Raw genomic sequence first — 19,029 nt, forward strand, 5'->3', positions numbered from 1 at the left:
CTCTGTTCCTGTCATGATGTTCAACTGGAAAACGATGTTTGTTGGCCTGTTGCTCGTCTCGCTAATTGTTGCCGGTCTGCTGGCAAATCACTACCGAAATAATGCCATCGCCTACAAAGAGCAGCGCGACACCGTTACTCATAGGCTGACGCTGGCGAACGCGACAATTACCGACATGACTAAGCGCCAGCGTGACGTTGCCGCCCTCGATGAAAAATACACGAAGGAATTAGCCGATGCGAAAGCTGAGAATGATGCTTTGCGCGATGATGTTGCCGCTGGCCGCCGTCGCCTGTACGTCAACGCAACATGCCCCGCAGTGCCGACAGGTAAATCCACCTCCACCGCCCGCATGGATAATGCAGCCAGCCCCAGACTGGCAGACTCCGCTCAACGGGATTATTTCGCCCTCAAAGAGCGAGTGAAGACGATGCAAAAGCAACTGGAAGGGGCGCAGGCGTACATTCGCACCCAATGCCACGGTAATGCAGGAAAAACTAGTAACCAATGGTGACTGTATTAAAAAGGTACTCCCGGGCAGGGGGCGCCACGGGTGGCTTCGGGCTCGCGGGAATCGGCTGATTTTTGATTTTTTAGTCTCTGTCAGCACTGAAAAATAACCTTAAAAATCAATACATTTACTGTTTTCAGTGTCGAAGTGGTACGTTTTTTGTTCGACACTGAACGCCATTTTCACCGTATACAGGAAAAGAGCACGACTGTGGAACAGGAAATTAAAAGCCTCGAATTAAACATCACACAGCTTTCGGCCATCACTGGTGCACACCGACAGACCATCGCCAGCAGGCTGAAGGGCGTAAAAACCTCAGGTGGGAACGGTAGTAACCTGAAAATCTACCGGCTGGTGGATATTCTGACCGCCATGATGACGATGCCGGCTGTTACCGGGGAGAATGACCCCAATAAGATGAAACCCTCAGATCGACGGGCATGGTTTCAGTCGGAAATGACGCGTATTGAGCTGGAAAAGGAGATGAGAACTCTGATCCCGGCCAGCGAGGTGCTGAGCGTTTATGCTGTCATGGCAAAAACGGTCGTCAAGACACTGGAGATACTGCCGGACTTACTGGAAAGGGATGCGGCATTGCCGCCTGATGCGCTGGAAATGACGCAAAAAATTATTGATCAACTCAGGGAAGATCTGGCCAGCATGACATACCAGGCCTGCGCGGATGCTATAAACGGAGATGATGATGACAACGGTGACGAAGGGCAAGAGGAAGAGCAGGAATAGTTTAGCCTCTGCCGTTGTTGCCGGATGTGATATCTCATCGATGTTCAGGCCGCCGCGCAGGATGAAAATATCGGATGCGGTCAGAAAATATATGCGCGTACCACGCGATGCGGGAAATTCTGTGGCATGGGAATCCACCCTGACCCCCTATGTGGTGGAAGCCATGAACTGCCTGTCATCACGCAGCTACGATGCCGTGGTATTTGTCGCCCCGGCAAGAACCGGTAAGACGCTGGGGCTGATTGACGGCTGGATTTCCTACAATATTGTCTGCGATCCGTCTGACATGCTGGTGGTTCAGATGACTCAGGACAAGGCGCAGGAGCACTCAAAGCGGCGTCTGGCAAAGATGTTTCGCCACAGTCCGGCGATAGCAAGAAGACTCAGCCCTCACCGTAACGATAATAATGTGCATGATAAAACGTTTCGTGATGGCTCGTTTCTGAAAATTGGCTGGCCATCAATCAATGTTTTTTCGTCTTCGGATTTTAAATGTGTGGCGCTGACTGACTACGATCGGTTCCCCGAAGATGTTGATGGTGAGGGGGATGCATTCTCGCTGGCGTCGAAGCGTACCACAACGTTTATGTCGCTGGGTATGACACTGGTGGAGAGCTCGCCGGGGCGGGAAATTACCGATACCAGATGGAAACCGTCATCACCGCACGAAGCACCGCCGACCACAGGAATACTTTCCCTGTACAACCGTGGCGATCGTCGTCGCTGGTACTGGCCGTGTCCGCATTGTGGCGAATATTTTCAGCCATCAATGGCGAATATGACCGGCTATCGCCATATTGCCGACCCTATGGAGGCCAGTGAAGCAGCGCGGATTCAGTGCCCACACTGCCATAAGTTGACTGAACCACAGCAGAAGCGTGAGCTGAATAATCGTGGCGTCTGGTTGCGGGAAGGTCAGCACATTGACCGCGACGGCAATATTACCGGCGAAGCCCGCCGCTCACGTATCGCCAGTTTCTGGATGGAGGGACCGGCGGCGGCTTATCAGACCTGGGCGCAACTGGTTTACAAGCTGCTGACCGCCGAAGAGGAATACGAACGAGCCGGCAGCGAGGAAACCCTGAAAGCCGTCATCAATACGGACTGGGGATTACCCTATCAGTCCCGTCGCTCGCTGGAGGCACGCAGCGGTGACGCGCTGATGGCACGCGCTGAGGACGTATCAAAACGTACCGTTTCTGACGGGGTGCGTTTTATTGTGGCAACCGTTGACGTACAGGGCGGTAAAAAGCGGCGCTTTGTGGTCCAGGTAGTGGGCTATGGCGCATATGGTGAACGCTGGATCATTGACCGCTACAACATCCGTTATTCCCTGAGAGTGAATGAGGATGGCGAAAGCCAGCCTGTCAATCCGGCTGCAAGACCGGAAGACTGGGATTTGCTGAAAACGGATGTGCTGGAAAAGACGTATCCGCTGGCGGCAGATCCTGAACAGTTTATGCCGGTACTGGCAATGGCGGTGGACTCAGGTGGTGAAGACGGTGTTACCGATAATGCCTACGCGTTCTGGCGAAGGTGTAAGCGAAAAGGCGTTGCCGGGCGCGTTTATCTGTTCAAGGGAGACAGTACCCGACGCGAGAAGCTGATCACCAAAACCTATCCCGATAACACCGAACGCTCAGAACGTCGGGCAAAAGCCAGGGGGGATGTGCCGTTGTATCTGTTACAGACCAATGCCCTGAAAGACAGGGTAGCTGCCGCACTGGAGCGTGAGGAGCCGGGGGCGAATTACATTCATTTTCCTGACTGGCTGGGGCCGTGGTTCTACGAGGAACTGACCTATGAAGAGCACAGCGCAGACGGAAAGTGGAAAAAACCGGGACGCGGTAATAACGAGGCGCTCGATCTGATGTGTTACGCCCACGCGCTGGCTATTCTCCGTGGCTATGAGCGAATCAACTGGGAAAAACCACCAGGATGGGCTCGCTTACCGGAAAAAGACGCCGCAAAAACCACGCAGCCTGTTGAGGTTCGCCAGCAGGAGCAACACGAAGGAGGAGAGAAAGCCGTGAAAGCCAGGAAGAAAAAAATTTTACCCGCTTGGGGCGGTGGTTCCGGAGGAGGGTGGTTATGACCAGGGCAGGGCTACAGGAGTTGTACAACGCCTATCTGGAGGCCGAGCTTGCTGTACTGAAAGGCAAGTCCATCATGCTTAACGGTCAGTCAATGACAATGGAAAGTCTGGAGGAAATCAGGAAGGGGCGCCGCGAGATTGAAGACAGGTTACAGCGGTTAAATAATCCGCGACGGCTTTTCACCCGGGCGAGGTTGTCATGAATTTTATCGATAAAGCTATCAGCATGATGTCGCCGGGATGGGCTGTATCAAGACTCCGATCGCGGGCAGTAATAAAAGCTTACGAGGCTGCAATACCCACCCGGACACATAAAATTAAGCGTGAAAACCGCAACGCCAATCAACTAAACCAGATTGCCGGAAAGTCCCTGCGGGAGCAGGCCCGCTGGTTCGATAACAATCACGATCTGGTGGTGGGGGCGCTCGATAAGATGGAAGAGCGCGTTATCGGGGCTAAGGGGATCATCGTTGAGCCACAACCACTGACGGTGGCCGGAACGCTGAATAACGCGCTGGCGGAACAAATCCGCGCCAGATGGGCAGAGTGGTCCGTGTCGCCGGACGTGACCGGACAATATACGCGCCCGGTACTGGAGCGCCTTTTGTTACGCACATGGTTGCGGGACGGGGAGGTGTTCTCCCAGATGGTGGCGGGAAAAATGCCGGGGCTTGAGCCGGTGGCGGGCGTACCGTTCTGGCTTGAGGCGATGGAACCGGATTATGTCCCGATGGAACAGACGGACAGTACAAATAATCTGATTCAGGGGATCTATTTTAACGACTGGCAAAGGCCAAAAAGTTACATCGTCTGTAAATCCTGGCCGGGATTTGCCACCGCTATGGTGGCCACCAAGCTTATCGATGCAGAAAATATGCTGCATCTTAAATTCACCCGTCGCCTGAATCAGGCGCGGGGCGTCACGCTGCTGGCGCCGGTTATTATCCGGCTGCTGGATCTGAAGGAGTATGAGGACAGTGAAAGGCTGGCCGCGCGTATTTCGGCGGCTTTTGCCATGTTTATCCGGCGCAGTGACGCAATGGTACAGGATGGTGACGCGCCAGCTAATGCGGATGCAGAAAGAGGGCGATCGCCACCTCAATATCCGTCCGGCATTTGTACTGGTGCCGACGGCGATGGAGTCTGTTTCAAATCAGGTGATTAAATCTGTCAGTGTCAAGGGGGCGGATATTAACGCCGGGATCATTAACCCGGTGAAAGATTTCGCCACGGTGATCGCGGAGCCTCGTCTTGATGACGCCAGTCAGTCCACTTTCTATCTTACTGCAGCAAAAGGCAGCGATACCGTTGAGGTGGCTTACCTTAACGGCGTGGATGAGCCGTATATCGACCAGCAGGAAGGATTCACGGTGGATGGCGTAACCACGAAAGTTCGTATTGATGCGGGCGTTGCGCCGGTGGATTATCGCGGCATGGTGAAATGCACCGTATAACCCACTAAAAGCAGACATTAAGCGATACGGCCCTGACGGGCTTTTTTTATACCTGAAATCCGGCACGGCGTGCCGGAAAGGAGAATAACCGTGGCTAAGAATTACGTGGAAGACGACAAAACGATTGAAATTGTGGCGACCACGTCACTAAAGAGCGGAGATCTGGTACAGGTCGGCGATATGTTCGCTGTGGCTGTTACCGATATTGCCGCCGGGAGCGCCGGAACCGGCATCGCAGAAGGGGTATTCAGCATACCAAAACTGACAACAGAGGATATTGCCGTCGGGAAAAAAGTGTATCTGAAGGATAACGTGGTTCAGACGGATGCAACCGGCAGCCTGCCGTATGTCGGGGTGGTATGGGCGCCAGCGGCAAACGGTGATGAAACCGTTCCGGTAAAAATTAATGGCTGACCTTTTTGACGGGATGAAAAGGCGCATGGATGCACTTATCGCAGAACGCTTCGGCATGAAGGTCAACATCAACGGGACTGACTGCATAGTGGTGGAGTCTGATTTTCTGGCTGAACTGGGGCCTGTTGAAGGAAACGGAAAAAACGTAGTGGTGTTTTCAGGCAACGTTATCCCGCGCCGGGGAGACAGGGTGGTACTGCGGGGCAGTGAGTTTACCGTGACCCGTATCCGGCGTTTTAACGGTAAGCCACAACTGACTCTGGAGGAGAACAATGGAGGTAAAGGGGCTTAAAGAGGCCATTTCAGTACTTAAAGAAATTGATCGTGGATATGTGACCCGGGCAAAAATTCGGGCCATTAACCGGGTGGCAAAACGGGTGGTCAGCGTGTCAGTTCGCAGTGCTGCTGCTTTGGTGGTGGCCGGAGACAACCGACGGCAGGGTATTCCCGTCAGAACGGTAAGACGTCGCGCCAGAGTCAGGCTGGCCAGAGCGGACAAGCCTTTTGCCAACATTTATGTGAACTGTGATCCGCTGACTGCCATCAGGTTACTGAGTTCGCCACCATCAACCCCGATGAGGGGGAGAAAAGGTAAGCCGCTACGTATAGGAAAATACCGTTTTGACCGGGGGTTTATTGCGCAGGCTCCGAACGGATGGTGGCAGGTATTTGAGCGTTCCGGTGCCGGAAGATACCCACTTAATGTGGTGAAAATCCCGGTTGCTGATGCATTGCGCCATGCGTTCAACACGCAGGTTGTTTTACAGATGAAAACGGAGATGCCCAAAGAGCTGAAGCATGAAATCAGTTATGAACTGAGGAGATTCACTAAAAAATGACCCGACACAGTGCAGTACGGCAGGCCATTATTGCCGCATTAAAAAAGACCGATGATGGCTCCATCACGTTTTTTGACGGTCGTCCGGTCGTGGTGGAGGAGGATGAGTTACCTGCGGTGGCGGTGTACCTGAGTGATGCTCAGTATACCGGTACTGAGGTGGACGGTGATATCTGGAGCGCGGTGCTACATGTGGAAGTATTTCTGAAAGCCACTGCACCGGACAGCGCCCTGGATGAACAGATGGAGAACAGGGTGTATCCGGCACTGGGGAGCGTGGCGGGACTGGGTGACATCATCCGGACAATGTCGGCGCAGGGGTATAACTATCAGCGAGACGATGAAATGGCGATGTGGGGGTCAGCCGATCTGAGTTACGACATCACCTATTCCATGTAGAGGAAAAGAGAATGACAGACACGACAATTCCTAATCCACTTGCGCCGGTAAAAGGCGCAAATACCACATTCTGGATGTACAACAGCGAGGGTGATCCGTTCGCCAGCCCGCTAAGTGATAATAACTGGCTGAGGCTGGCAAACGTAAAAGACCTGCAGCCGGGAGAACTGACGGCAGATGCAGAAGATAATAACTATCTTGATGACGAGAACGCTGACTGGAAAAGTACCACACAGGGACAGAAGTCTGCCGGGGATACTTCTGTGACGCTGGCGTGGAAGCCAGGTGAGGACGTACAGAAAAAGCTTATTCAACTGTTCACGACCGGGCAGAAGCGCGGATTCCGGATCAAGTATCCGAACGGCACTGTTGATGTGTTCAGAGGCTGGGTGAGCTCGCTGGGGAAAACGGTGCAGAGTAAGGATGAGATCGCCCGTACAGTAAAAATTACCAGTGTGGGCCGTCCGTACATGGCTGAAGAGGATGCACCGGAAGTGGTTAGTGTTACCGGACTGACAGTGGAACCGACAAATGCCACCGTGAAGGTCGGCGCCACAACAGCGGTTACGTTCACGGTGAAACCGGATAACGTGACAGATAAATCACTGCGTATCGCAACGTCAGATCCGACTACAGCCACCGTCACGCAGGCGGAAAATATTGCCACTGTAAAAGGTGTTAAGGCAGGTACAGTGAAAATTATTGGCATGACAACAGACGGTAATTTTACCGCTATTGCGGATATTACTGTTCAGGCATAACCCACCTCTCGTCCTGTTTTGGGGCATTTTTTTCAGGAATAAATCATGTTTTTAAAGAAAGAGACGTTTACCCGGGGGGATGCGTCGGTGGCATTGTTCGAGTTATCCGGCCTGCAACGTATTGAGTACCTGGAGTTCATCCAGAAACGTACTGCGAAATATGACACGGATATGGATGGTACGACGGAAGCGGATAAGCGCGTGGCTTATATGCAAATGGCACTGGAAATTAATGCCTGGCTGGTATCCCGCTCGCTTCTGAATGGTGATTCTTCTCAGGATGCAGACACGCTTTATCAGTCAGTACAGGCGAAGTGGTCGTATGAGGCGCTGGACGCAGGCGCAGAAAGTGTTCTGATGCTCAGCGGGCTGTCTGCGGATAAGAAAGATAACGCCAGTGATTCAGGTAATGAATCAGAGGACATGACGCCGGAAAAGTCCTGAATAATGAGCTTCATTTTGTCCGGCAACTGGCCCGGGAGTTCCGGCGGCCTGACTGGCGCCGGATGCTGGACGAAATGAGTTCAACTGAACTTAGTGAGTGGGCTGATTTCTTTCGGGAAAACAGTTTCAGTGATGCCCTGCTGGATGCGGAGTTTTCCACGCTGAAAGCGCAGGTGTTCATGCTGGTGACGGGGAAAGAAATCGATGCAGCGGACTTCAGTTTGCTGACATTACCCGGAGCGGTACAGAGCATGACGGAGCAGGATCTGCTTGAAGTGGCAGTCGGTATTCCGGGAGGAGTGAGATTTGAGCCAGAAAGTCGGTGATATCGTCATCAACATGGATGTTGATACAGCTAAAGTTGCCGCCGGTCTTCAGACTGCCAGTAACGGGCTGGGGAAGCTGGTGGACAGCAGTGATCTCGTTGAAAAACGCATCAAGCGATGTATGGAGTCCAGCGCCAGAAGTGTGGCGGCATCGGCAAAAAGTATCAGTGCCGCTATGGCGCAATCACAGGTTGCCACACGCACACAGAGTGACGCTATGGCACAACTGGCGCGTGAGGCGAACGAGGCCAGAGAAAGGGCTGTCGACCTGAATCAGAAGTTAAGGGCGGAAGCTGCGCAGGCAGCGGTGGTTGCACAGGCTCAGGATGCAGCCGCAGCGGCATTTTACCGTCAGATTGACAGTGTAAAACAGTTAAGCGGTGGTCTGCAGGAGTTACAGCGTATCCAGGCGCAGGTACGACAGGCGAAAGGACGCGGAGATATTTCACAGGGCGATTATCTGGCTCTGGTGTCTGAAGCTGCTGCAAAGACACGCGAACTTACCGATGCGGAGGCGCTGGCCACGCAGAAAAAAGCACAGTTTATACGTCGACTGAAAGAGCAGACGGCGGTACAGGGCCTCTCCCGTACTGAGTTGCTGCGGGTGAAGGCGGCTGAACTGGGGGTTAGCAGTGCCGCCGATGTCTATATCCGCAAACTGGATACCGCAACAAAATCCACTCATGCACTGGGACTGAAATCAGCAATGGCGCGCCGCGAGATAGGCGTACTGATTGGTGAACTGGCACGGGGAAATTTTGGCGCCCTTCGCGGTTCCGGTATCACGCTGGCCAACCGGGCCGGGTGGATTGAGCAACTGATGTCGCCGAAGGGCATGATGCTCGGCGGGCTGGTTGGCGGTGTGGCTGCGGCGGTTTACGGACTGGGTAAGGCGTACTATGAGGGGGCGAAAGAAAGTGAGGAGTTCAATAAACAGCTTATTCTGACCGGAAGTTACGCCGGAAAAACCACAGGCAAGCTTAATGAAATGGCGAAGTCGCTCGCCGGAAATGGCGTCACGCAGCACGACGCGGCAGGAGTACTGACCCAGGTGGTCGGTAGCGGAGCGTTTACCGGGCAGGCAGTGGATGAAACCATCCGCCAGTTTAAACGGCTGCAGGATGATCCGGTGAACGCGGCGAAAGAACTGGACAGGGCACTGCATTTTCTGACTGCCACCCAGCTTGAACAAATCAGGGTGCTCGGTGAACAGGGAAGAACGGCTGATGCTGCGAAAATTGCCATGTCCGCGTATTCGGAAGAGATGAATAAACGGGCGGGTGACGTACATGATAATCTGGGCTGGATCGAGAAGGCATGGAATGCCGTGGGTGATGCGGCGAAGTGGGCGTGGGATCGGATGCTGGATATCGGGCGGGAAGATATGCTCGATGAAAAAATCGCGACACTGCAGGAAAAAATCGCGCGCGCCAGAAAAACGCCATGGACAGTGTCTTCCTCCCAGACTGAATATGATCAGCAGCAACTGAACGAACTTCAGGAACAGAAACGCCAGAAGGACCTGCTGGATGCGAAGGCGCAGGCAGAGCGTAATTATCAGAAGACTCAGAAGCGCCGGAACGAGCAGAACGCCGCGCTGAACCGGGATAATGAAACTGAATCCCTGCGGCATCAACGGGAGGTGGCGCGCATTACCGCCATGCAGTATGCCGATGCAGCGGTACGCAATGCCGCGCTGGAGCGTGAAAACGAACGCCATAAAAAAGCAATGGCACGGCAGAAGGAAAAGCCAAAGGCTTACTACAACGACGAGGCCGGGCGACTGCTTTTGCAGTACAGCCAGCAACAGGCGCAGACTGAAGGGCTGATTGCCGCCGCGAAGCTTTCCACGACCGAAAAAATGACGGAAGCGCATAAGCAGCTTTTGTCATTTCAGCAGCGCATCGCTGATTTGTCCGGTAAAAAACTGACGGCGGATGAACAAAGCGTACTGGCACATAAGGATGAAATAGCGCTTGCGCTACAGAAGCTGGATATCTCACAACAGGATTTGCAACACCAGAATGCCTTTAATGAACTGAAGAAAAAGACGCTCACATTAACCAGCCAGCTCGCTGACGAAGAATCCCGCGTCAGGCAGCAGCACGCACTGGCGCTGGCCACAATGGGTATGGGCGATCAGCAACGTGGCCGGTACGAAGAGCATCTGAAAATTCAACAGCACTACCAGGAACAACTGGAGCAGCTTAAGCGCGACAGCAAGGCAAAAGGGACATACGGTTCTGACGAATACCGTCAGGCGGAGCAGGAACTTCAGGCCAGTCTCGATCGCCGACTGGCTGAGTGGGCGGATTATAACGCGAAAGTGGATGCTGCGCAGGGAGACTGGACGCAGGGCGCGTCGCGGGCGCTGGATAACTTTCTGGCGCAGGGGGGCAACGTGGCAGGCATGACGGAGAACGTTTTCACAAACGCATTTAACGGCATGGCGGACAGTATCGCGAATTTTGCCGTGACCGGAAAGGGCAGTTTCCGGAGCCTGACGGTCTCCATCCTGGCTGACCTGGCAAAAATGGAGGCACGTATTGCGGCTTCTAAACTGTTGGGTTCAGTACTGGGTATGTTCGTCTTTGGCGCATCAGCAGGCGGAAGTACACCATCCGGGGCATACAGTTCAGCGGCGCTGTCGGTCATTCCAAATGCGGACGGCGGCGTGTACCGCTCAGCAGGACTCAGTCAGTACAGCGGCAGTATTGTTAACAGACCGACGTTCTTTGCATTTGCCAGAGGGGCGGCAGTAATGGGAGAGGCCGGTCCGGAGGCTATACTGCCGCTTCGTCGCGGTACTGACGGTAAGCTGGGGGTTGTGGCAGCAGGTTCCGGAGGGATGGCGATGTTTGCACCGCAGTATCATATTGCAATCAGCAACACGGGGCCGGAACTGACGCCGCAGGCGCTGAAGGCGGTTTATGATCTGGGTAAAAAGGCGGCGGCTGATTTCGTGCAGCAGCAGGGGCGTGACGGCGGCAGGCTGAGCGGGGCATATCGATGATGAAAACCTTTCACTGGAAAGTTGACCCGGACATGGGGGTGGATTCGGAACCACAGGTGTCGGTGGTGAGGTTCGGTGATGGCTACGAGCAGCGGCGTGCATCCGGGATCAATAATGACCTGAAAAAATACAGTGTGACTATCCGCGTTGACCGGGAGGATGGTCCGGCACTGGAGGGCTTTTTGTCACAGCATAACGGTGTGAAGGCGTTTTTGTGGACTCCGCCTTACGGATACCGGCAGATTAAGGTTGTCTGCCGGAAATGGAGTGTAAAAGCGGGATTGCTGAAAACAACATTCACCGCGACATTTGAGCAGGTTATTTCTTAGTATTTTTGATCGAAACGATCGATAAATATGATTGAACTTTCTAACCTGCTGCTGTTTCACTGAGCCCGCACAGTCAATAATCAAAAAAAGGAAATGTTATGAAAAAGATTGTCGTGGCGGTTTTAGTTGGTCTGGCGTTAGGTAGCATCGGCGTGGCTAACGCAGCAGGGTATAAAAATACCGTTTCAATTGGATATGCCTACACAGATTTAAGCGGCTGGCTTTCCGGTAATGCGAACGGTGCCAACATCAAATATAACTGGGAAGATCTGGACAGTGGATTCGGGGCGATGGGTTCAGTTACATACACCTCGGCTGATGTTAATAACTATGGGTATAAGGTAGGTGATGCTGATTATACCTCCCTTCTTGTTGGTCCTTCATACCGTTTTAACGACTATCTGAATGCTTACGTGATGATTGGTGCAGCAAACGGACATATTAAGGATAACTGGGGAAATTCTGACAATAAAACCGCCTTTGCTTATGGGGCAGGTATTCAGCTTAACCCGGTTGAAAATATTGCCGTTAATGCGTCTTATGAGCATACAAGTTTTTCCACTGATGCTGACAGTGACGTCAAAGCTGGAACCTAGGTGCTTGGCGTAGGTTACAGCTTCTGACCTTTAACATCGATACAGATTTAATGCCCTCCAGTGAGAGGGCTTTTTTATGGGTAAAACGAAATTATGACGATATGGCTATGTTGCTGTTATTTCTCAATGACACCACAGGCAAAACGTGCACCGCCACCACCCAGTGGAGCAGGTTTATCGGAGTAATTGTCACCGCCTTTATGGATCATCAATGAGTGACCTTTCAGTTCTGACAGTGATTTAAGGCGTGGTGCCAGTAACGGATACGTGGCTGTACCATCTGCATTGACAACCAGTCCAGGCAGATCCCCCAAATGCCCTTTGTCATTATATGGGCCAAGATGTTTCCCGGTTTTTTCGGGGTCAAGATGTCCTCCGGCCATGAGCGCCGGAACCTCTTTACCGTCTTTCATTCCCGGCATACAACTTGGGTTTGTGTGGACATGGAAGCCGTGAATTCCTGGCGTAAGACCATTTAGGTGAGGAGTGAAAAGCAGACCGTAAGGTGTCTCTGAAACTGTGATTTCACCTATGTTTTCTCCTGTTCCGCTGGACAGGGCATCGTTCATCTTTACAGTCAGGGTATTCTCTGCCATTGCTGAACAACTGATGAGCGCACCAGCTACCAGCGACAATATTGTGTATTTCATTAGTTACCTCGTTTTTTGGTTGTATCGTAAATACCATTAATAAAAGCAGGTATATGTTTGCAAGATAAATAATAAAGGATCTCTCATATATGCAGGATATACCACAGGAAACCCTGAGCGAGACCACCAAAGCGGAGCAGTCCGCGAAGGTGGATTTGTGGGAATTTGATTTAACCGCGATTGGCGGTGAGCGCTTTTTCTTCTGTAACGAACCGAACGAAAAAGGCGAGCCGTTAACCTGGCAGGGGAGGCAGTACGAACCGTACCCGATACAGGTACAGGATTTTGAGATGAACGGGAAAGGCGCATCTCCCCGCCCGAACCTCGTTGTTGCCAATCTCTTTGGTCTGGTCACGGGGATGGCGGAGGATTTGCAAAGTCTCGTCGGCGCGTCAGTGGTAAGGCATCAGGTTTACAGCAAGTTTCTTGATGCGGTGAATTTCAGTAACGGCAATCCGGACGCTGACCCGGAGCAGGAGGCGGTAGCGCGCTATAACGTGGAGCAGTTGTCAGAACTGGATTCATCAACTGCTACCATTATTCTGGCATCACCGGCAGAAACCGACGGTTCTGTGGTGCCGGGGCGTACCATGCTGGCGGACTCCTGTCCGTGGGATTACCGGGATGAAAACTGCGGATACGACGGCCCGCCCGTGGCCGATGAGTTCGATAAGCCCACCTCAGACCCGAAAAAGGATAAATGCAGCCACTGCATGAAAGGCTGTGAAATGCGTAACAATCTGGTGAATGCCGGATTTTTCGCTTCCATCAACAAACTGTCTTAACAGGTTCCCATGATTAACGATGACATTCTGGCACATGCCCGACAGTGTGCGCCTGCGGAATCGTGCGGTTATGTGGTCAGAACGGCACAGGGAGAGCGGTATTTTCCGTGTGAAAATCTGTCTGCTGAACCCACGATGTATTTTCGTATATCCCCGGAGGATTACCTGAATGCCCGGAACCGCGGCGACATCGTGGCGCTGGTACACAGCCATCCTGACGGTAAGCCCTGTCTCAGCAGTGCGGATCGTACCCTCCAGATACAAAGCGGGCTGGACTGGTGGCTGGTCTGTGATAACAGGATACATAAATTCCGCTGCGTGCCACACCTGACCGGGCGGCAGTTTGAGCATGGCGTGACGGACTGCTACACGCTGTTTCGTGATGCCTACCATCTGGCCGGGATTGATATGCCGGATTTCGATAGGGAAGATGACTGGTGGAGTCAGGGTAAAAGCCTCTATCTGGATCACCTGGAGGCGGCGGGATTTTACCGGGTGAATCCGGAGGATGCGCAGCCCGGCGACGTGCTGATTTGCTGTTTTGGTTCACCGACGCCCAATCATGCGGCGATTTACTGCGGCAACGGTGAACTGTTGCACCATATTCCGGAGCAGTTGAGTAAACGAGAGGGGTATAACGACAAATGGCAACGACGGACACACTCAATATGGCGGCACCGGCAATGGTGCGAATCTGCCTTTACGGGGATTTACAACGATTTGGAAAGCGCATCAGCCTCAGCATAAAGACAGCGGCGGAAGGCATACATGCGCTGGCGATACAACTCCCCGGATTCCGGCAGCGAATGAATGAGGGCTGGTATCAGGTCCGGATTGCCGGGAGCGATATGGCGCCGGATACCCTTACTGCCAGACTGAACGAATCGTTACCGCCGGGGGCAGTGGTTCATATTGTACCGCGTATGGCGGGAGCGAAAAACGGTATCTGGCAGGTGGTAGCCGGGGCAGCGCTGATTGGCGCGTCATTTATTCCCGGTCTGAATGCTGTAGCGGCGGCAGTATTGTTTTCCGCAGGAACCAGTATGGCGCTGGGTGGTGTGGCGCAGATGCTGACACCTGTACCCAAAACACCGACGGTGGGTCAGACAGATAACGGGAAACAGAACACGTACTTTTCTTCCCTGGAAAATATGGTGGCCCAGGGGAACCCGGTGCCGGTGTTGTACGGTGAAATGAAAATCGGGTCACGGGTGATATCGCAGATGATGAGTACCCGGGATGAGAGCACGTCGGGAAAAGTTGTGGTGATCGGCTCCCCGTTACAGGCAAACACCACGTCGCGGCAGGACGGCGGGATTACCAGACCGTCTGTCGTCATCCGGCAGTGATAATCATGACAACATGAGCTGATACACATGACCGCCATTACGGCGGTTTTGTTATTTATGGAGCCAGGAGAATGAGCAAAGGTGGAGGGAAGGGGCATACACCACGTGAGGCGAAGGACGATCTGAAGTCCACACAACAACTGAGCGTGATTGATGCCCTCAGTGAGGGACCGATAGTCGGCCCGGTGAACGGTCTGCAGAGCGTGCTGATTAATAACACGCCGGTGGTGGACGCGGACGGTAACAGTAATATTCACGGCGTGACCGTGGTATATCAGGTGGGGGAGACACCACAGGCACCGCTGGAAGGTTTTGAGGCTTCCGGCGCGGAAATGGTGCTGGGTGTGGAAGTGAAACACGATAATCCCGTTACCCGTACTGTTGTCTAAGAGAATGTCGACCGGCTACGCTTCACCTTTGGTGTACAGATGCTGCAGGAGACCACGGACAAGGGGGACCGTAACCCGCCCTCCGTGAATCTGCTGATACAGTTTCAGCGTAGCGGGATCTGGAACACAGAATTTGATATCACTATTAACGGCAAGATCACAACACAATATCTGGCATCGGTAGTGGCTGATAATTTACCGCCGCGCCCGTTCAGTGTCCGCATGGTCAGGGTGACACCGGACAGTACCACCGACAGGCTTCAGAACAAAACGCTGTGGTCGTCGTATACGGAAATCATCGATATCCGGCAGGGTTATCCTGGCACAGCGGTTGCCGGTCTGCTGGTGGATGCGGAACAGTTCGGCAGCCAGCAGGTCACGCGTAACTACCACCTGCGCGGACGTATTTTTCAGGTCCCCTCAAACTATGACCCGGATACCCGCACATATACCGGCCTGTGGGACGGGGCGTTTAAACCGGCGTACACGAATAACCCGGCGTGGTGCACGATGGATAAACTGACCCACCCCCGTTACGGGCTGGGCAGGCGTATCGGGGGGCGGATGTGGATAAATGGGCGCTGTACGCCATCGCGCAGTACTGCGATCAACCGGTGCCGGACGGATTTGGCGGCACGGAACCCCGCATGACGCTTAATGCGTATATTACCACCCAGCGTAAGGCGTATGACGTTCTGGCGGATTTCTGCTCGGTGATGCGTTGTATGCCGGTATGGAATGGCCGCAAAATGACCTTCATCCAGGACCGCCCCTCCGATAAAGCATGGACCTACACCAACGGTAACGTGGTGGGCGGGCGCTTTAAATACAGCTTCAGTGCCCTGAAAGACCGCCATAACGCGATAGAAGTGAGATACACCGATCCGCTGAATGGCTGGCAAACCTCCACGGAGCTGGTGGAAGACCATGCCTCACAGGCCCGTTATGGACGCAATCTGCTGAAAATGGACGCGTTCGGCTGTACCTCACGTGGACAGGCGCACCGGACGGGGTTGTGGGTGATGATGACGGAGCTGCTGGAAACGCAGACCGTGGATTTTTCTGTCGGTGCGGAAGGTCTGCGTCATACACCGGGCGATATTATTGAGGTCTGCGACAACGATTACGCCGGGGCGTCGGTCGGTGGGCGTATCACTGACCTGGATATTTCCACCCGCACGCTGACGCTTGACCGGGAAATAACACTACCGGAAAGCGGCGCCACCACGCTGAATATTGTCGGGCCTGACGGTAAGCCGTTCAGTACGGAGATTCAGTCGCAGCCCGCACCGGATCGGGTGGTAACGAAAGTCCTGCCGGAAACCGTGCAGCCATACAGTATCTGGGGGCTGAAACTGCCCTCCCTGAAGCGCCGCCTTTTCCGTTGCGTGCGTATTAAGGAGAATGACGACGGCACATACGCTATCACTGCCTTGCAGCACGTTCCGGAAAAAGAGTCCATCGTGGACAACGGGGCGCACTTTGACCCGTTACCGGGGACCACCAACAGCATTATTCCGCCCGCTGTGCAGCATCTGACAGTCAGCACGGATAACGACAGTACCCTGTATCAGGCCAAAGCGAAGTGGGGCACGCCGCGGGTGGTAAAAGATGTGCGTTTTGTGGTGAGGCTGACCACAGGCAGTGGGAACGAGGGCGATCCGGTTCGTCTGGTGACAACGGCGACGACCAGCGAAACGGAGTACGCCTTCCACGAACTGCCACTGGGTGACTACACGCTGACAGTCAGGGCAATAAACGGTTACGGGTAGCAGGGTGAACCGGCGTCCGTGGCATTCAGTATTCAGGCACCGGAAGCGCCATCCACGATTGAGATGACGCCGGGTTATTTTCAGATAACGGTGACGCCGCACCAGACTGTCTACGATGCCAGTGTGCAGTATGAGTTCTGGTACTCCGCCACGCAACTGGCGACTGCCGCCGATATTCAGTCAAAAGCACAGTATCTGGGCGTCGGGTCATTCTGGATAAAGGATGGACTGAAACCACTGCATGATGCCTGGTTTTACGTGCGCAGTGTAAATCTGGCTGGAAAATCAGTATTTGCGGAAGCATCCGGACGTCCGGGGGATGACGCGAAAGGGTATCTGGATTTTTTTAAGGGACTGATTACGGAGACGTATCTTGGTACGGAGTTGCTGAAAAAAATTGACCTGACGGAGAATAACGCCAGCAAACTGCAACAATTTTCGAAGGAGTGGCAGGACGCTAACGATAAATGGAGCGCCACGTGGGGCGTCAAAATAGAGCAGACCAAAGACGGCAAATATTATGTGGCCGGACTTGGACTGAGCATGGAAGACACGCCTGACGGGAAGATAAGCCAGTTCCTGGTGGCGGCGGATCGCATTGCTTATATTAACCCGGCAAACGGAAACGAGACGCCCGGATTCGTCATGCAGGGCGACCAGATAATCATGAATGAGGCGTTCCTGAAATACCTGAGCGCGCCGACCATTACCAGTGGCGGGAATCCTCCGGCATTTTCCCTGACGCAGGATGGAAAGCTGACTGCGAAAAATGCGGATATCAGCGGCCATATCAACGCTGTATCTGGCTCGTTTACGGGAGAAATCAATGCCACCTCCGGTAAGTTTTCTGGCGTGATAGAAGCAAGAGAGTTTGTCGGTGATATCTGCGGCTCAAAAGTCATGCAGGGCGTGAGCATCAGGGCGACGAACGACGAACGCAGCACCTCAACACGGTATACCGACAGCGCCACCTATCAGATAGGGAAAACCATCACGGTGATGGCTAACTGTGAGCGTAACGGTGGCACCGGTGCCATCACAGTCACGATAAATATTAACGGCCAGGTGAAAACGGCGGAGGTTATGCCGTATACCGCAGGGATTCCGGCCATGTATCAGACCGTCGTCTTTTCGGTCTACACCACTTCACCTGTCGTGGATATCAGCGTCTCTCTGAGGGTCCGTGGGCAGTACACCACGTCTGCTTCCGTCTGGCCGCTGGTGATGGTTTCCCGGTCGGGGAGCAACTTCACAAACTGACCGGATTTCCGGTCCCTTTCGTTTAATGAGGAACAAATATGACTATGTCGCGCGTAATTTCTCTGGCGGCAGGGCTTTCCCTGTCCGTTTTATTTTCCACTGCTGCCGTTGCCGATAACGGAAGAGGAAGCGGCAACAGCAATATTGAAAACCAGACCCGGATTTATACCGGCACCGACCGTGGGCAGAAACAGCACCGCGAGGCAAAGGGAAAAACAATCACGCGGAGCGTCCAGTGTTCTCTGCCGGCATATTTACGTGACCCGGATAATCAGTGCTGAGATGTGAATGAATCTGAAGCCTGCCTGCGGGCGGGCTTTTTTATGGAGGCAATATGCCAGTACTTATTTCCGGCGTACTGAAGGATGGTACGGGAACGCCGGTACAGAACTGCACCATTCAGCTGAAGGCCTGCCGGACCAGTACGACGGTGGTCGTGAATACGGTGGCATCAGAAAATCCGGATGACGCCGGGCGCTACAGCATGGATGTGGAGCAGGGGCAGTACACTGTCACGCTCCTGGTGGACGGGTATCCCCCGTCACATGCCGGAGTTATTACGGTTTACGATGATTCAAAGCCGGGCACCCTGAATGATTTTCTGGGGGCCATGACAGAAGACGACGTCCGCCCGGAGGCGCTGCGGAGTTTTGAGGCGATGGTGGAAGAAGTTGCCCGCCAGGCATCGGAGGCATCGCGGAATGCCACCGCCGCAGGGCAGGCATCTGAACAGGCGCAGACATCAGCAGGTCAGGCATCGGAAAGCGCCACGGCAGCAGTGAATGCAGCCGGAGCGGCAGAAGCATCAGCCACACAGGCAGCCTCATCCGCAGCATCTGCGGAGAGCAGCGCAGGTACGGCGACCACAAAAGCCGGGGAGGCATCAGCCAGCGCGGCGTC

At 53.7% G+C, this 19,029-nt stretch carries 21 protein-coding genes and 3 pseudogenes; 23 read left to right on the top strand and 1 reads right to left on the bottom strand.

Going from position 1 to position 19,029, the window contains the following annotated elements:
* The first annotated feature begins 34 nt into the window (after positions 1-34).
* The 16 genes and pseudogenes from ACLJRU_RS22865 to ACLJRU_RS22940 all read left to right on the top strand — a co-directional run bounded on the left by ACLJRU_RS22865 (position 35) and on the right by ACLJRU_RS22940 (position 11,924).
* Complete coding sequence (locus tag ACLJRU_RS22865) at positions 35-514, top strand: lysis protein (RefSeq protein WP_001534723.1); 480 nt, start codon at positions 35-37, stop codon at positions 512-514.
* A 207-nt stretch (positions 515-721) separates the two neighbouring features.
* Positions 722-1,255 carry a DUF1441 family protein gene (locus tag ACLJRU_RS22870; protein WP_038393968.1) on the top strand — a complete coding sequence of 178 codons (534 nt, stop codon included), beginning with the start codon at positions 722-724 and terminating at the stop codon, positions 1,253-1,255.
* On the top strand, positions 1,212-3,350 hold the full coding sequence (locus ACLJRU_RS22875) for a phage terminase large subunit family protein (RefSeq protein ID WP_077916177.1): 2,139 nt from the start codon (positions 1,212-1,214) through the stop codon (positions 3,348-3,350). The genes ACLJRU_RS22870 and ACLJRU_RS22875 overlap by 44 nt, the downstream gene beginning before the upstream one ends.
* Complete coding sequence (locus ACLJRU_RS22880; RefSeq protein ID WP_000196190.1) at positions 3,347-3,553, top strand: hypothetical protein; 207 nt, start codon at positions 3,347-3,349, stop codon at positions 3,551-3,553. Before ACLJRU_RS22875 ends, ACLJRU_RS22880 begins: the two co-directional genes overlap by 4 nt.
* Positions 3,550-4,434, top strand: a pseudogene (locus tag ACLJRU_RS22885) (phage portal protein); the annotation flags it as partial. The gene ACLJRU_RS22880 and the pseudogene ACLJRU_RS22885, both read left to right, overlap by 4 nt.
* Positions 4,409-4,804: pseudogene (locus ACLJRU_RS22890) on the top strand (Mu-like prophage major head subunit gpT family protein); the annotation flags it as partial. The pseudogenes ACLJRU_RS22885 and ACLJRU_RS22890, both read left to right, overlap by 26 nt.
* A 90-nt stretch (positions 4,805-4,894) precedes the next feature.
* Positions 4,895-5,218: a DUF2190 family protein gene (locus ACLJRU_RS22895; RefSeq protein ID WP_001107905.1), complete on the top strand. Its 324-nt coding sequence runs from the start codon at positions 4,895-4,897 to the stop codon at positions 5,216-5,218.
* Positions 5,211-5,510, top strand: coding sequence for an ATP-binding protein (locus tag ACLJRU_RS22900; RefSeq protein WP_000774239.1), 300 nt, complete (start codon positions 5,211-5,213; stop codon positions 5,508-5,510). Before ACLJRU_RS22895 ends, ACLJRU_RS22900 begins: the two co-directional genes overlap by 8 nt.
* Positions 5,491-6,057 (top strand): phage tail protein, encoded by a 567-nt coding sequence (locus tag ACLJRU_RS22905; protein WP_000453192.1) that lies wholly within the window; start codon positions 5,491-5,493, stop codon positions 6,055-6,057. The genes ACLJRU_RS22900 and ACLJRU_RS22905 overlap by 20 nt, the downstream gene beginning before the upstream one ends.
* Positions 6,054-6,455 (top strand): phage minor tail U family protein, encoded by a 402-nt coding sequence (locus ACLJRU_RS22910; RefSeq protein ID WP_038393972.1) that lies wholly within the window; start codon positions 6,054-6,056, stop codon positions 6,453-6,455. The genes ACLJRU_RS22905 and ACLJRU_RS22910 overlap by 4 nt, the downstream gene beginning before the upstream one ends.
* An 11-nt stretch (positions 6,456-6,466) precedes the next feature.
* Positions 6,467-7,216 (top strand): phage tail protein, encoded by a 750-nt coding sequence (locus ACLJRU_RS22915; protein WP_000132756.1) that lies wholly within the window; start codon positions 6,467-6,469, stop codon positions 7,214-7,216.
* Positions 7,217-7,261: 45 nt separating this feature from the next.
* Positions 7,262-7,660 carry a phage tail assembly chaperone G gene (gene gpG / locus ACLJRU_RS22920; RefSeq protein WP_000478859.1) on the top strand — a complete coding sequence of 133 codons (399 nt, stop codon included), beginning with the start codon at positions 7,262-7,264 and terminating at the stop codon, positions 7,658-7,660.
* Positions 7,657-7,986 carry a phage tail assembly protein T gene (locus ACLJRU_RS22925; protein ID WP_010989009.1) on the top strand — a complete coding sequence of 110 codons (330 nt, stop codon included), beginning with the start codon at positions 7,657-7,659 and terminating at the stop codon, positions 7,984-7,986. Before gpG ends, ACLJRU_RS22925 begins: the two co-directional genes overlap by 4 nt.
* Before the next feature lie 79 nt (positions 7,987-8,065).
* On the top strand, positions 8,066-10,999 hold the full coding sequence (locus ACLJRU_RS22930; RefSeq protein WP_077916203.1) for a phage tail tape measure protein: 2,934 nt from the start codon (positions 8,066-8,068) through the stop codon (positions 10,997-10,999).
* Positions 10,996-11,328 carry a phage tail protein gene (locus ACLJRU_RS22935; protein WP_000978295.1) on the top strand — a complete coding sequence of 111 codons (333 nt, stop codon included), beginning with the start codon at positions 10,996-10,998 and terminating at the stop codon, positions 11,326-11,328. The genes ACLJRU_RS22930 and ACLJRU_RS22935 overlap by 4 nt, the downstream gene beginning before the upstream one ends.
* Before the next feature lie 98 nt (positions 11,329-11,426).
* Complete coding sequence (locus tag ACLJRU_RS22940) at positions 11,427-11,924, top strand: Ail/Lom family outer membrane beta-barrel protein (RefSeq protein ID WP_000725267.1); 498 nt, start codon at positions 11,427-11,429, stop codon at positions 11,922-11,924.
* Positions 11,925-12,040: 116 nt separating this feature from the next.
* On the opposite strand, the gene sodC1 is transcribed toward ACLJRU_RS22940, so the two are convergent.
* Positions 12,041-12,574 (bottom strand): superoxide dismutase [Cu-Zn] SodC1, encoded by a 534-nt coding sequence (gene sodC1, locus ACLJRU_RS22945; protein WP_000877926.1) that lies wholly within the window; start codon positions 12,572-12,574, stop codon positions 12,041-12,043.
* A gap of 89 nt (positions 12,575-12,663) precedes the next feature.
* On the opposite strand from sodC1, the gene ACLJRU_RS22950 reads away from it, so the two are divergent.
* From ACLJRU_RS22950 to ACLJRU_RS22980, 7 genes and pseudogenes are all read left to right on the top strand, one after another.
* The gene (locus ACLJRU_RS22950) at positions 12,664-13,359 is read left to right on the top strand and encodes a phage minor tail protein L (protein WP_001152415.1); all 696 of its coding nucleotides are present in this window, start codon (positions 12,664-12,666) and stop codon (positions 13,357-13,359) included.
* A gap of 9 nt (positions 13,360-13,368) precedes the next feature.
* Positions 13,369-14,106, top strand: a complete 738-nt coding sequence (locus tag ACLJRU_RS22955; RefSeq protein ID WP_000606351.1) for a C40 family peptidase — start codon at positions 13,369-13,371, stop codon at positions 14,104-14,106.
* Positions 14,004-14,708 carry a tail assembly protein gene (locus ACLJRU_RS22960; protein ID WP_001576012.1) on the top strand — a complete coding sequence of 235 codons (705 nt, stop codon included), beginning with the start codon at positions 14,004-14,006 and terminating at the stop codon, positions 14,706-14,708. The genes ACLJRU_RS22955 and ACLJRU_RS22960 overlap by 103 nt, the downstream gene beginning before the upstream one ends.
* A 71-nt stretch (positions 14,709-14,779) precedes the next feature.
* Positions 14,780-17,227 (top strand): annotated as a pseudogene (locus ACLJRU_RS22965) (host specificity protein J).
* Between the two features lie 26 nt (positions 17,228-17,253).
* The gene (locus tag ACLJRU_RS22970) at positions 17,254-18,129 is read left to right on the top strand and encodes a phage tail tip protein (protein WP_175400574.1); all 876 of its coding nucleotides are present in this window, start codon (positions 17,254-17,256) and stop codon (positions 18,127-18,129) included.
* A 38-nt stretch (positions 18,130-18,167) separates the two neighbouring features.
* Positions 18,168-18,410 carry a hypothetical protein gene (locus ACLJRU_RS22975; RefSeq protein ID WP_000178849.1) on the top strand — a complete coding sequence of 81 codons (243 nt, stop codon included), beginning with the start codon at positions 18,168-18,170 and terminating at the stop codon, positions 18,408-18,410.
* 53 nt (positions 18,411-18,463) lie between these two features.
* Positions 18,464-19,029 (top strand): prophage tail fiber N-terminal domain-containing protein (locus ACLJRU_RS22980; protein WP_410957048.1); only part of this gene is annotated, 566 nt, incomplete at its 3' end.

Source organism: Salmonella sp. SAL00653, assembly GCF_046552515.1.
GTDB classification, from domain to species: Bacteria; Pseudomonadota; Gammaproteobacteria; order Enterobacterales; family Enterobacteriaceae; genus Salmonella; species Salmonella enterica.